The sequence below is a fragment of the Pseudomonas sp. HMSC067G02 genome (assembly GCF_001813485.1).
GTDB classification, from domain to species: Bacteria; Pseudomonadota; Gammaproteobacteria; order Pseudomonadales; family Pseudomonadaceae; genus Pseudomonas; species Pseudomonas aeruginosa.
This window is the reverse complement of record NZ_KV812700.1, coordinates 266,188-278,768: the sequence shown is the minus strand read 5'-3', so window position 1 is coordinate 278,768 and position 12,581 is coordinate 266,188. Positions and strand designations below refer to the sequence as shown.

Here is a 12,581-nt window from a genome sequence, read left to right as displayed (position 1 = left end):
ATCGCACCGAGACCGTGGACAACAACGAGACCATCACCGTGCATGCCAACCGCAGCAAGACGGTCGACCGCAACGAGACGGTCAGGATCGGCATGAACAAGACGGAAACCATCCTCATGGCCTCGTTGCAGAACGTCGGCATGGGGCGCATGGAAAACGTCGGGCTCGGCTACAGCCTGAACGTCGGCATGATGATGAACACCGTGGTCGGGCTGAACCAGAGCACCCAGGTGATGAAGAAGAAGACCTTGTCGGTGGGCGATAGCTACGAAGTGAGCGTGGGCGGCAGCGACGATGGCTCGAAGATCACCCTGGACGGTCAGAGCATCACCCTCGGCAGCCAGCGCATCGAGCTGACCGCCGACCGCGAGATCCTCTTGCGCTGCGGCCAGAGCACGATCCGCCTGACGCCGGGGGAGATCGAGATCCTCTCGCCCAATGTCGATATCAACTGTTGAGCGGCGGGCGGATGTCCTGTCGCGGCTTTTCCCAAGGAAGGATGGATAGATGAGCGGCCTACCGGTTTCCCATGTCGGCGAGAAAGTCTCGGGAGGGGTTATCTCCACCGGCTCGCCCACCGTGCACGTCGGCAGCAGCGCGGTCGGCCTGGCCGACCGGGTGTCCGCCTGCGTGCCGTTGGTGGGCAAGCCGGTCAACCCGATGCTCGGCAGCAAGCTGCTGCCGGAAGAGGTCGATTTCGCCCTGGCGGCGCCGGACACCTTCACCTTCGCCCGTGGCTACCTGTCGAGCAACCCCCGTATCGGCCGGCTCGGCCGGGGCTGGTGGCTGCCGGGCGAGAGCATGCACCTGGAACTGAGCGAAGACGCCTGCGTGCTGGTCGACGCCCAGGGCCGCCGGATCGGCTTTCCTGCGCTGGCTCCCGGCGCGCAGCATTATTCCGGCAGCGAGGAGCTGTGGCTGCGCCGCGGCGGTTCGAGCGGCGGCGAAGCGCAGGCCTGGCGCGGGCGCTGGGCGGCGGTGCCGGCCGAACTGCAGACGCAGGAGGGCTCCGTGCTGGTGCTGTCCGGCCACAGCTACCTGCATTTCCAGCGTTGCCCCGACGGTATCTGGCGCCTGCAGGCCAGCTTCGGCCGCGCCGGCTACCGCACCGAGTTCCGCTGGAGCGGACGTGGCCTGCTCACCGGCGTGCGCGACAGCGCCGGGCGCAGCTATGCGCTGGTCTACCAGCAGGCCTGCGAGCCGAGCGAGGGCGACGACGGCCTGCGTCTGTTCGGCGTGATCCTGGCCAGCCACGACGGACCGCCTCCGGACTACATCGATCCGCAGAGCCCGGGGCTCGACTGGCTGGTGCGCTACCAGTTCAGCGACAGCGGCGATCTGATCGCCGTGCGCGACCGTCTTGGCCAGGTGGTCCGGGTATTCGCCTGGCGCGAGCACATGCTGGTCGCCCACGGCGAACCGGGCGGGCTGGAGGTTCGCTACGAGTGGGATGTCCATGCTCCGCACGGGCGGGTCGTGAAGCAGATCGAGGCGGGCGGCCTGACCCGTACCTTCCGCTACCTGCGCGATGCCACCGAGGTCAGCGACAGCCTCGGCCGCGTCGAACGCTACGAGTTCGCCGGCGAGGGTGGGCAGCGGCGCTGGACCGCGCTGGTCAGGGCCGACGGCAGCCGTAGCGAGTTCGACTACGACCTGTTCGGCCGCCTGGTCGCCATGCGCGATCCGCTGGGACGGGAGACGCGGCGCCGGCGCGATGGCCAGGGGCGGATGCTCGAGGAGGAGTCGCCGGGCAAGGCGCGCTATCGCAAGCGCGTCGACGAAGAGACCGGGCTGCTGGTCGAGCTGGAGGACGCGATGCAGCGCCGCTGGACCTTCGAGCGCGACGAACGGGGCAATGCGACGACGGTGCGCGGCCCGGCCGGCAGCACCCGCTACGCCTACGAAGACCCGCGCCTGCCCGACCGGCCGACGCGAATCGTCGACCCGCGCGGCGGCGAGCGGCGCCTGGAGTGGAACCGCTTCGGCCTGTTGGCCGCGTTGACCGATTGTTCCGGCCAGGTCTGGCGTTACGACTACGACAACGAAGGACGTTTGGTCGCCAGCAGCGACCCGCTGGGACAACTGACCCGGCGCCGCTACGACCCGCTGGGGCAACTGATCGGCCTGGAATTGGCCGACGGCAGCGCCCTGAGCTATGAATACGACGCCCTTGGGCGGCAGACCCGTATCGCCGATGCCAAGGGGCACGCCACGCTGTTTTCCTGGGGGCACGGCGATCTGCTGGCGCGGGTTTCCGACGCCGGCGGCGGCGAATTGTCCTACCTGCACGACGAAGCCGGCAGGCTGGTCGCCCTGACCAACGAGAACGGCGTCCAGGCGCAGTTCCGCTACGACCTGCTGGACCGTCTGGTGGAAGAGACCGGCTTCGACGGTCGTCGCCAACGCTATCGCTACAACGCCGCTGACGAACTGATCGCCCGCGAGGATGCCGACGGTCGCGAGACCACCTATGCCTACGACCGCGACGGCCGCCTGGCGAGCATCCGGGTTCCCGCCACCGAGCACGCACCGGCCCTGGTCGAGCGTTACCGCTGGTTGGCCGACGGCCGCCTGGCCAGCGCCGGCGGGGCGGATTGCGAGGTGCGCTACACGTACGACGAGGTCGGTAACCTGCGCCTGGAAAGCCAGGTACATGCCGACGGTTGGGTCTACAGCGTCGAGCACAGCCACGACGCGCTAGGCGTGCGCCAGACCAGCCGCTATGGCGACGCGCCGCCGGTCGCCTGGCTGACCTATGGCCCGGGTCATCTGCACGGCGCGCTGGTCGGTGCGGTCGAGCTGGCCTTCGAGCGCGATGCCCTGCACCGCGAGGTGCGTCGCGACGCGCGCCGCGACGGGCAGGATGACGCGTTGTTCACCCAGGAGCGCCAGCACGCGCCGCTGGGACGCCTGCAGCGCAGCCGCCTGCGTCTGGCCGGCGGTTTCGACTGGCAGCGCGGCTATCGCTACGACGGACTTGGACAACTGGTCGGCATCGACGACAACCAGTATCCGTCGGTGCGCTACGAATACGACCTCGGCGGTCGCCTGCTGGCCAGCCGGCGCGCTGGCGCGGCGGCCAGCACCTACCGCTACGACGCCGCCGGCAACCGCCTGGAGGGCGTCGGCGAGCATGCGCGCGAGGACGCTCGCCAGGCATTCGCCGAGAACGAACTGTACCGCTCCGGTTTCAGTCGCTCCGAGGCGCGCGCGCGCCAGGCCGGCGAAGGCCCGGCGCGCTGGGTCGGCAACCGCGTGGAGAGGATCGCCGGCAACCGCTATCGCTTCGATGCGCTGGGCAACCTGGTCGAGCGTATCGGCGCCGACGGCGAGCGCCTGCGCCTGGCCTACGACGGCGCGCAGCGCCTGGTCCATCTGACGCGCGATTACGCCGACGGTACGCGGCTGGAGGCGCGCTACCGCTACGACGCGCTGTCGCGACGGATCGCCAAGGTGGTGCTGCGCGAGGGTGTCGAGCAGCAGGTGCGCTTCGGCTGGGACGGCGATCGCCAATGCGCCGAAGCCTTTGCGCGGGAACTGCGCACCACCGTTCACGAACCGGGCGGTTTCGTCCCGTTGCTGCGCCTGGAGCAGGCCTGCGAGCCCGATCCCCCGGAGCTGCTGCAACTGCGCCAGGCGTTCGCCGCCGAGGGCCAGCCGCTGCCGGCGCAATGCGTGCCGGCGCTGGGCGAGGCGCGGATCGCTTTCTTCCACACCGATCACCTCGGTACCCCCCTGCAGCTGAGCGACGAACGTGGCCAACTGCGTTGGCAGGGCGTTCCGGACGACTGGCGGGCGGTGGCGCCGGAACGACAGCCGGGTGCGCAGCCGATCCGCTTCCAGGGGCAGTACCACGACGAAGAAAGCGGCCTCTACTACAACCGCTACCGTTACTACCTGCCGGAAGCCGGGCGCTATGCCAGCCAGGACCCGCTCGGCCTGGGCGGTGGGCCCAACCCCTATGCCTACGCGCTGAACGCGCCCACGCTGGCCTACGATCCCACCGGCCTGATCATCCCGCTGGTGGTGATCGGCGCCTTCGCCGCCCGCGCCGCGATCGGAGCGGCGCTGGGCGCCGGCATCGAGCTGGGGATGCAGACCGGCAAGCAGGTGCTGGGGCAGATGAAGGACAACTGGGACAGCGATCGCGACCTCACCGATATCAAGTGGAAGTGCATCGACATCAACTGGAAACACGTCGGCGCCTCGGCGGCCATCGGCACCGTGGCGCCGGGCATGCTCAGCACCGGCAAGACCGTGGTGCAGTCCGCCAAGGCGATCAGGACCCTTTCCGGACAGGCGGCCAACACCGCCAACCGCGCGGCCAAGCTGGCCGCGCGCAAGGCCGCCCATGCCGATACCATCAAGAAGGCCGTGGCCACCCAGGCCGCCTGGCAGACGGGCAAGCAGATCGTCAAATGCCCGCTGAAGGACGAAGAAGAGGAGTGCCCGCCGCAATGATCAAGCATTACCTGCTGATGACCCTCGTCTGCATACCGCTGGCGTTGCTCTACGTCTGCCTGGAATGGTTCTTCGGCAACACCTGGGTGACCGTCGGGGTGTTCTTCGGCGTGCTCGTCGTGCTGCGCCTCGGGCTCTACCTCTACCGCCGCTCGAAGGGCATCAGGGACGGCTACCTGGACGAGTGAGCCGTCGGTTCAGCTCACCGACATCCTGGCCGTGAGGTTCTGCTGCATGTAGTCGAGGAAGCGCCGCTGGAACAGCATGGTGTGCTCGTGGGCGGCCTTTTCCGCGGCGTCGGCGTCGCGTGCGGTGATGGCTTCGATGATCTCGTCGTGGTCGCGGCCCAGCTTGATCGAGCTGGCCGAGCTGACGATGTGGTCGAAATGCAGGTGCAGCAGGCGCTGGCCTTCGCCCAGCAGGCGCTCGTAGTAGCTGATGAAATATGGGTTGCGGCCGGCCTCGGCGACACTCATGTGGAACGCCTTGTTCAGTTCCGACATGGCCTGGAAATCGCCGCTGGCGACCGCTTCCATGTAGGCGGCGTCGGCCCGACGGATGTTCTCCAGGTCGTCCTCCTTGTGCTGGCTGGCCGCCAGGCGTGTCACTGCGCGCTGGATCAGGTCCAGCGCGGCGATGTAGTTGGGGAATTCCTCGATCTCGAACGGTGTGACCAGGGTGGTTCGGTTGGGCAGGATGGTCACCAGGCCTTCGGTGACCAGGCGCGCCAGGGCGTCGCGCACCGGCGAGCGGGACAGGCCGAACTGTGTGGCCAGAGACACTTCGTCCAGTTGTACGCCGGGCTTGAGCTTCAGCGTGAGGATCTGCCGACGCAGTTCCTCGTAGATGTAGCGGCCGCCATGGCGCCGTCCGCCGCTTTCGGTTTCTTGCTCTTTGCCCATCATCAGGTCTCGGTGTTCGCGGACTGTGTCATACAGACCAGCCCGTCATCTTAGCGTGGCGTGGTCGGCCTCGGGAATGCCGGACCCCAGGTATCGCTGAGCATGAATCCGGCTGCCAGCGGGTCGTCCGGATCGATGCCGAGCTGCTGCAGGCCGTACAGCCAGGCGCGTCCTTCCACTCGGGGGAGAATCGCAGGTCGTCCGCCAACCTCGGTATGGCCGAGCAGCTCGACCTGGAATTCGCCACCGATGATGGAGCGCGACAGCAGCCGTTCGCCGACCTGTACCAGGCCGCGCGCACTCAGCGTCGCCAGGTTGGCCGAGCTGCCGGTGCCGCAGGGCGAGCGGTCGACCCGACCCGGCGGCAAGGTGGTGCAGGTCTGGTAGGTGCGGGCGTCCAGGCGCTTGCGGAACATCACGTAGGCCACTTCGTCGATCCCGGCATACAAGGGGTGGCGTACGCGCACCTGGCGGTTGATCAGCTCCTTCAGGCGGACTCCGGCGTCGGCCAAGTGGCGGGCGTTCTCCGCAGCGATGCGCAGACCGACCTGGTCGACGTCCACCAGTGCGTAATAGACGCCGCCGAACGCCAGGTCGAGGGTCAGCGGGCCGAACGCGTCGCCGTCGATGCAAACGTCGAGCTGCTCGACGAAGGACGCTACCATGTCCAGCGAAACGCTCAGGCAGCGCCCGTCGGAGCAGCGTGCGCGGGCGGTGACCAGGCCGGCCGGGGTGTCGAGCACGACGGTGGTTTCCGGTTCGTGCATCGGCAACATGCCCAGCTCCAGCAAAGCGGTGACCACGCAGATGCAATTGCTGCCGGACATGGGGTGGGCCTTGTCGGCCTGAAGCACGATGAAGCCGGCGTGGGCCTCCGGGCGGGTCGGCGGCAGCAGCAGGTTCACCGACATCTGCAGGCAGCCGCGTGGCTCCAGCGTCACCAGGCGGCGAAGGCTATCGTCCACCCGGTTGATGTGGTTCATCTTGTCCAGCATGGTCGCGCCGGGGATGCCGAGCACACCGCCGGTGATCACTTTGCCGATCTCGCCCTCGCAGTGCACCTCGGCCAGTTGTAGCGTTTTCTTCCAGCGCATCGTTCCTACCTCACTTGATATACCAGCCCCAGGGGCGGTCGCTGTCGTAGCGTGTGATCTGCTTGGTTTCCAGGTAGTTGTCGAGGCCCCATTCGCCCAGCTCGCGTCCTATGCCGCTGTGCTTGTAGCCACCCCAGGGCGCCTCGGTGAAAGTCGGCTGCGAGCAGTTGATCCAGACGATTCCGGCACGAAGGCGGCGGGCGACGCGCTGGCAGCGCTGCAGGTCGCGGGACATCACTGCGGCACCCAGGCCGAAGCGCGAGGCGTTGGCCGAACGTACGGCTTCCTTCTCGTCGTCGAAAGGGCGCACGCAGACCACCGGCCCAAAAATTTCCTCGTTCCAGATCCAGGCGTCTTCCGGCACGTCGGCGAATACCGTGGGCTGTACATAGAAACCCTTGTCCAGGCCGGCCGGGCGTTTGCCGCCGCAGACCAGCCGCGCGCCATCCTCGTGGCCACGGGCGATGGCCTGCAGCACCTTGTCGTACTGGGTCCTGTTCACCAGCGGACCGAGCAGGACGCCTTTCTCGAGGCCGTTGCCGATGGTGATTTTGCGGGCTTCCTCGGCCAGGCGTTCGAGCAGGGGCTGGTACAGGGCGCGCTCCACCAGCACACGGGAGGTGGCGGAGCAGACCTCGCCCTGGTTCCAGAAGATGCCGAACAGTATCCACTCCACCGCGGCTTCCAGGTCGCTGTCGGCAAAGATCACGAAGGGCGACTTGCCGCCCAGTTCCAGGCTGATGTTCTTTATGTCGCGGGCCGCGGCCTGCATGATCCGGCTGCCGGTGGGGACGCTGCCGGTGAAGGCCAGCTTGTCGATATCCGGGTGCTCGGCCAGCGGTGCGCCGGCGTCCGCGCCGAGACCGGTGACCACGTTCAGCACGCCCGCCGGCAAGCCGGCCTCATGGGCGATTTCAGCCAGGTGCAAGGCGCTCAGCGGGGTCAGCTCCGAAGGCTTGAGGACCATGCAGCAGCCGGCGGCCAGTGCCGGTGCGACCTTCCAGGAAGCCATCAGCATCGGGAAGTTCCAGGGGATGATCGCGCCGGCCACCCCGACGGGTTCTCTGCGCGCCACGGCACTGAAGCGCTCGTCGGCCAGGGCGATCTGCCGCTCCCGGTTCGTGTCCAGCCGTTCGGCGAGGTCGGCGTAGAAATCGAAGCAACCGGCGGTGTCGTCGATGTCCCACAGGGCTTCGGGCAGCGGCTTTCCATTGTCTCGTACCTCCAGTTCGGCCAGCTCCCGCTGGCGGCCGCGGATGCCCTGGGCGATGCGTCGCAGTACGGCGGCGCGCTCGGCACCGGCGAGGTTCGGCCAGGGACCGTCGTCGAAGGCGGCGCGGGCGGCCTTGACCGCGGTATCGATGTCTTCGGCGGTGGCGGCGCCGACACGGGCGAGCAACGATTCGTCGCTCGGATCGAAGGTCTCGAAGCTGCCGCCTCTGGCGGGAGCGATCCACTGGCCGTCGATATAGAGCTGCTGGTAGTTCATGCGAGTCCTCCGATAAGGGCGAAACGATGGGCGCAGAAAGGCGTCAGGTCCTGGGCCGGCTGGCGATCCGCGGCCAGGTCGGTGACCAGGCGGCCGGTGGTGGCGCCGAGGGTCAGGCCGAGTTGGCCGTGGCCGAAGGCCATCAGCACGTTGTTCAGGCGCGGCGAGCGGTCGATCACCGGCTTGGTATCGGGCAGGAACGGCCGGTAGCCGACGCCGAATTCGACCTGCTCGGTTTTCAATCGAGGCAACACGCGGCGCGCTTTTTCCAGGATGATTTCGGCGCGTCGAAAGTTCGGCTCGGCGTCGGGGCCGGCGAATTCGATAGTGCCGCCGATCTGCAGGCCGCGGGTCATGGGGCTGAAGCAGAAACCACCGTCGGCGTAGATCACCGAGTGACGGATTTCCACGCCGGGCGCGGGTAATACGGCCTGGTAGCCGGCGATGCCGACCAGCGGAATGGCGACTCCCAACTGCCCGAAGAAGCGCCGCGAGCCTGTGCCGGCGGCGACCACCACCAGGCTGGCCGGCAGGCGCTGGCCGCCGGCGAGGGTTACACCGCTGGCGCGGTCGGCGCTCTCGTCGATACGACGGACCTCATCGCGTAGACGGATGCCGCCCTGGGCGATGAAGCTTTCGGTCAGCGCGGCGATGAAGCCTTCGGTGTCGCTCACCGCGCGCCAGTCGGGGAACAGCAGGCCATGGTCGAACTTTCCGGCCAGGGCCGGTTCCAGATCGCCGATGGCGGCGGCGTCCAGTTCTTCGGACTTGAATCCCAGGCTCCTGCGCAGCTCCAGATGCGGACGTTCGCGGACCAGGGCGGCGGGGGAGTCGAACACCTCGATGATCGGCCGCTGGCCCAGCAGGTTCCTGTCTGGGCAGGCATCCAGCAAGGGCGCGTAGTCCTCGTAGACGCGATGGGTTAGCCGCGCCAGGTCGCGGGCGATCTCGGCGATCTTCGAATGCCTGGCGCAGGCGACGAAGCGCAGGAACCAGGGCAAGATGCCCGGTAGGGCGCCGGGGCGCAGGGCCAACGGACCCTGCTGGTCGAACAGCCAGCCAGGGACTTTCATCAGAATGCCCGGCTTGGACAGCGGTACCACCTCGCTCACCGCCATCTGCCCGCAACTCCATTTCGCCGTGCTGTCGCCGGGAGCGGCGGGGTCGACCAGGATGACGCGGTAGCCTTCGCGTTGCAGGTAGAGCGCGCAGCAGACGCCGACGATGCCGCCGCCGATGACCACCGCGTCCTGGACAGGGGCCTGCGATCCGTTCATTTCAGGTTCTCGTCGTGATGGGCTGTGCCGGAGAAGTCTTCCAGGCTGAAGCCGTTCCAATAGGGGTGGCTGCGGTCCACATGATGCTCCGAATGACTGGTGATGAAGGCGCGGCCCTCGATGTTCGGATACACCGCCGGGGTGCCGTCGGCCAGTTCGGTGGCGGACTCGACGCGCGCGTCGAAACGGCTGCCGATCAGGCTTTCGTGGCGGAACACCTCGCCGGGCGCCAGCAGCCCCCGCGCATGGCGTTGGGCGACTCGTGCGGAAGTACCGGTACCGCAGGGCGAGCGGTCCACCAGGCTGTCGCCGGCGATCACCACGCTGCGCCCGTCGGAGTCCGCCGCCAGGGGGCGGCCGGTCCACATGCAGTGCCGCACGCCGCGGATGCTCGGGTCCTGCGGATGGACCACGGTGAACTCGCGGTTGATTCGCCGCTGCACTTCGCGCCCCCACTCCAGCAGTTGCTGCGGGCTGAAGTGCTCGCAACCGGGGTAGTTCGGTTGCGGCTCGATGATAGGGTAGAAGTTGCCGCCGTAGGCGATGTCCAGGCGCAACTCGCCCAAGGCCGGCAACTGGACCGTCAGGTCGCGTAGCAGGAGGAAGCTCGGCACGTTGGTGAAACGCACCGAGCCAACCTTGCCGCCTTCCATCCGATAGCGTGCGCGAACCTGCCCGGCCGGAACGTCCACCAGCACTTCGCCTGCCGTGCGCGGTTCGACCAGGCCGCTTTCCAGGGCGAAGGCGATCGAACCCAGGGTGGCGTGCCCGCACATCGGCAGGCAGCCGGACGTCTCGATGAACAGCAGGCTGAAATCGGCCTCCGCGCTCAGCGGCGGATAGAGCAGAGTGCCGGACATGTGGCCGTGGCCACGTGGCTCGAGCATCAGCGCGCGGCGAATCCAGTCGTGCTCGGCGACGAACTGCCGGCGCCGCTCGCTCATGCTGGCGCCGCTCAGCTCGGGTGCACCGGCGATCACCATGCGCACCGGCATGCCTTCGGTATGGCCTTCGATACAGCGGAACGTATGACGGGTCATCTCGGGCTCCTTGGGGTACCGCCGCCACCTATGGCGGGGTACCGGTGCGGGGGTGCTCAGCGCTGGGACGCCTCGAAGACTTTGCGGAACTCGGTCTTCTCCTGATCGCTCAGCGGCAGTAGCGGGGCGCGCGCTTCGCCGGCGGCGAAGCCGGCCAGCTCGCAGCCGTACTTGACCTTCTGCACGAACTTGCCGGCTTCCATGCTGGCCATCACCGGGAACAGCGAGCGCACCACGGCCTGTGCGCCGGCCAGGTCGCCGGAGACGTATTTGCGGTGGAAGTCCACCACCTGGTCCGGGAAGCAGTTGGCCGGCCCGCAGATCCAACTGCTGGCGCCCCAGATAAAGAAGTCCAGGGCCTGGTCGTCCGAGCCGCAGGACAGTTGCAGCCTGCCCTTGTAGGTTTCGCCTATCTCGATGGCGCGCAGCAGGTTGCCGCTGCTCTCCTTGATACCCATCACGCGTGGGTGGTCGGCAAGCGCGCCGAGCACCTCGTAGCCGACTTCCACGTTGGTGCGCACCGGGTAGTTGTAGAGCACCAGGTTGATCTCGGGGAAGGCCTCGAGAATGGTCTTGTAGTGCTGGATCAGCTCGGCTTGCGACGGCAGTGCATAGTAGGGTGGGGCGATGAGGAGGTTGTGGTAGCCGGCATCGACGGTCTGCCTGACCTGCTCCAGCACCTCGCGGGTGCAGGAGCCGTTGGCGCCGGCGATCAGCAGGGCGCGGTCGCCAACCACTTCCTTGACGGTAGCCAGCACCTGGCGGCGCTCCGGGTTGGTCAGGGCGTAGTACTCGCCGGTGGAGCCCAGGGGTACGAAGCCGCTGACGCCGGCCTCGAGCTGGTACTCGATGATCGAGGCGAGAGTGTCGTGATCGACGGCCCCTGATTTGTCGAAGGGCGTGACGAGAGCGGGCAGGATGCCTTGCATGTGCATGGTGCGTCTCCGGTTCGGTGGGGTGGGTCAATAGGCGAAGCGTCTGAGCATCCGCGCCTCGACCACGCCGACCAGGCGGGTCAGCGGGAAGGCGACGAGGAAATAGATGACGGCGACGGCGGAGAGGAACTCCACTGGCCGCGCGGTACTGTTGGAAATGTTCTGGCCGACGAACATCAGGTCGGCGACGCCGACGGAGGAGATCAGAGCGCTCTCCTTGAATAGGCTGACCAGGTTCGACAGCAGCGGTGGAACCGCGCGCAGCAGGGCCTGCGGGAAAACCACGTAGAACACCTTGACCCGCATGGTCAGGCCCAGCGCGACACAGGCGTCGTGCTGTTCGGCGGCGATGGATTTCAGCGCGCCGCGGAAGGTCTCGCTGGTGATCGCCGTCATGAACAGCGTCAGGGAGATGGCCACCGAGACGTAGGGCGGAATATCCAGGCCGAACACTACCGGAAAGCAGAAGAACACCCAGAACAGCTGGATCAGTAATGGCGTGCCGCGGAAGAATTCGACGAAGAGTATCGCCGGGACCTTCAGCAGACGGCTGCGTACGTTGCGCAGCAGGGCCAGGCCGAAGCCGGCCAGGCTGCCGAGCAATGCGCAGCCCAGGGTGAAAGCGAGGGTCAGGCCCAGGCCCTTGAGCAGCACATGCCAATAGGCGAAAACGAGGGTGAAGTCGAGCTGCATGGCGGTTTCTCCTCAGCGCTGCACGGCCAGATCCTGGCGCCGCTCCAGGTACTGCACCAACTGGCCGACGGGCAGCGACAGGGCGAAATAGACGAGGGCGATCAGGGTGTAGGTTTCCAGCGGACGGTAGGCCTCGGTGGCCAGGCTCTTGCCCACGTACATCAGGTCGGAAACCGCGACGATAGCCACCAGAGCACTCTGCTGCAGGCTGCCGATGCCATTGGTCATCAGCACCGGTACTGCGTTGCGCAGAGCCTGTGGCAGCACCACGTGGAGCGTGCGCTGCCAGGACTTGAGGCCGAGGGCGGTACTGGCATCCAGCTGTTCGCGCGGCACCGCCTGTACGCCGGCCCGGTAGGCTTCGGCGTTGAACGCGGTGAGATTCAGACCCAGGGCCAGAAAGCCCATGACGATGGGCTCGATGAACAGGCCGAAGAGCATCGGTAAGCAGTAGAAGAACCACACGATCTGCAGCAGCGCCGGGGTGCAGCGGAAGAATTCGACGAACAGCTGCGCCGGCCAGCGGATGAAGAACCAGCGACTGAGCGTCATCAGGCTCAGGCCGAATCCGGCGACGAGACCGATCAGGTTCGACACCAGCGCCAACTCCAGAGTGACCTTCAGGCCATCGAGCAATGCCGGCAGGCTGCCGCCGAGAAAGTGGAAATCGAACTGGTAGTTCACGACGCC

The 12,581-nt window shown here is 67.3% G+C and carries 10 protein-coding genes and 1 pseudogene; 3 read left to right on the top strand and 8 right to left on the bottom strand.

The window, feature by feature from the left end; all coding sequences use genetic code 11:
• From HMPREF2914_RS22410 to HMPREF2914_RS22400, 3 genes and pseudogenes are all read left to right on the top strand, one after another.
• Nucleotides 1-458 (top strand): annotated as a pseudogene (locus tag HMPREF2914_RS22410) (type VI secretion system tip protein VgrG); the annotation flags it as partial.
• 49 nt (nt 459-507) lie between these two features.
• Complete coding sequence (gene tse5, locus HMPREF2914_RS22405; protein ID WP_023091664.1) at nt 508-4,461, top strand: type VI secretion system effector Tse5; 3,954 nt, start codon at nt 508-510, stop codon at nt 4,459-4,461.
• The gene (locus HMPREF2914_RS22400) at nt 4,458-4,649 is read left to right on the top strand and encodes a hypothetical protein (protein WP_003090543.1); all 192 of its coding nucleotides are present in this window, start codon (nt 4,458-4,460) and stop codon (nt 4,647-4,649) included. Before tse5 ends, HMPREF2914_RS22400 begins: the two co-directional genes overlap by 4 nt.
• 9 nt (nt 4,650-4,658) lie before the next feature.
• Here HMPREF2914_RS22400 and HMPREF2914_RS22395 read toward each other — a convergent pair whose 3' ends face one another.
• From HMPREF2914_RS22395 to HMPREF2914_RS22360, 8 genes are read right to left on the bottom strand one after another with little or no spacing between them, the layout of a single operon-like run.
• Nucleotides 4,659-5,363 carry a GntR family transcriptional regulator gene (locus HMPREF2914_RS22395; protein WP_023981097.1) on the bottom strand — a complete coding sequence of 235 codons (705 nt, stop codon included), beginning with the start codon at nt 5,361-5,363 and terminating at the stop codon, nt 4,659-4,661.
• Between the two features lie 50 nt (nt 5,364-5,413).
• Nucleotides 5,414-6,457, bottom strand: coding sequence for a proline racemase family protein (locus tag HMPREF2914_RS22390; protein ID WP_003090538.1), 1,044 nt, complete (start codon nt 6,455-6,457; stop codon nt 5,414-5,416).
• A gap of 10 nt (nt 6,458-6,467) precedes the next feature.
• Complete coding sequence (locus tag HMPREF2914_RS22385) at nt 6,468-7,946, bottom strand: aldehyde dehydrogenase family protein (RefSeq protein WP_003090537.1); 1,479 nt, start codon at nt 7,944-7,946, stop codon at nt 6,468-6,470.
• Nucleotides 7,943-9,223, bottom strand: coding sequence for an NAD(P)/FAD-dependent oxidoreductase (locus HMPREF2914_RS22380; protein WP_003110101.1), 1,281 nt, complete (start codon nt 9,221-9,223; stop codon nt 7,943-7,945). The genes HMPREF2914_RS22385 and HMPREF2914_RS22380 overlap by 4 nt, the downstream gene beginning before the upstream one ends.
• Nucleotides 9,220-10,263, bottom strand: coding sequence for a 4-hydroxyproline epimerase (locus HMPREF2914_RS22375; protein WP_003090534.1), 1,044 nt, complete (start codon nt 10,261-10,263; stop codon nt 9,220-9,222). The genes HMPREF2914_RS22380 and HMPREF2914_RS22375 overlap by 4 nt, the downstream gene beginning before the upstream one ends.
• Nucleotides 10,264-10,319: 56 nt before the next feature.
• Complete coding sequence (gene dapA / locus HMPREF2914_RS22370) at nt 10,320-11,198, bottom strand: 4-hydroxy-tetrahydrodipicolinate synthase (RefSeq protein WP_003110100.1); 879 nt, start codon at nt 11,196-11,198, stop codon at nt 10,320-10,322.
• A gap of 27 nt (nt 11,199-11,225) precedes the next feature.
• On the bottom strand, nt 11,226-11,891 hold the full coding sequence (locus HMPREF2914_RS22365; protein ID WP_003090532.1) for an amino acid ABC transporter permease: 666 nt from the start codon (nt 11,889-11,891) through the stop codon (nt 11,226-11,228).
• 12 nt (nt 11,892-11,903) lie between these two features.
• Nucleotides 11,904-12,575, bottom strand: a complete 672-nt coding sequence (locus HMPREF2914_RS22360) for an amino acid ABC transporter permease (protein WP_023091665.1) — start codon at nt 12,573-12,575, stop codon at nt 11,904-11,906.
• Nucleotides 12,576-12,581 lie beyond the last annotated feature (6 nt).

Coding starts and splice junctions, on each gene's coding strand:
- HMPREF2914_RS22390 (WP_003090538.1), bottom strand. CDS start 6,457: ATGCGCTGGAAGAAAACGCTACAACTGGCCGAGGTGCACTGCGAGGGC.
- tse5 (WP_023091664.1), top strand. CDS start 508: ATGAGCGGCCTACCGGTTTCCCATGTCGGCGAGAAAGTCTCGGGAGGG.
- HMPREF2914_RS22375 (WP_003090534.1), bottom strand. CDS start 10,263: ATGACCCGTCATACGTTCCGCTGTATCGAAGGCCATACCGAAGGCATG.
- dapA (WP_003110100.1), bottom strand. CDS start 11,198: ATGCACATGCAAGGCATCCTGCCCGCTCTCGTCACGCCCTTCGACAAA.
- HMPREF2914_RS22365 (WP_003090532.1), bottom strand. CDS start 11,891: ATGCAGCTCGACTTCACCCTCGTTTTCGCCTATTGGCATGTGCTGCTC.
- HMPREF2914_RS22385 (WP_003090537.1), bottom strand. CDS start 7,946: ATGAACTACCAGCAGCTCTATATCGACGGCCAGTGGATCGCTCCCGCC.
- HMPREF2914_RS22380 (WP_003110101.1), bottom strand. CDS start 9,223: ATGAACGGATCGCAGGCCCCTGTCCAGGACGCGGTGGTCATCGGCGGC.
- HMPREF2914_RS22400 (WP_003090543.1), top strand. CDS start 4,458: ATGATCAAGCATTACCTGCTGATGACCCTCGTCTGCATACCGCTGGCG.
- HMPREF2914_RS22395 (WP_023981097.1), bottom strand. CDS start 5,363: ATGGGCAAAGAGCAAGAAACCGAAAGCGGCGGACGGCGCCATGGCGGC.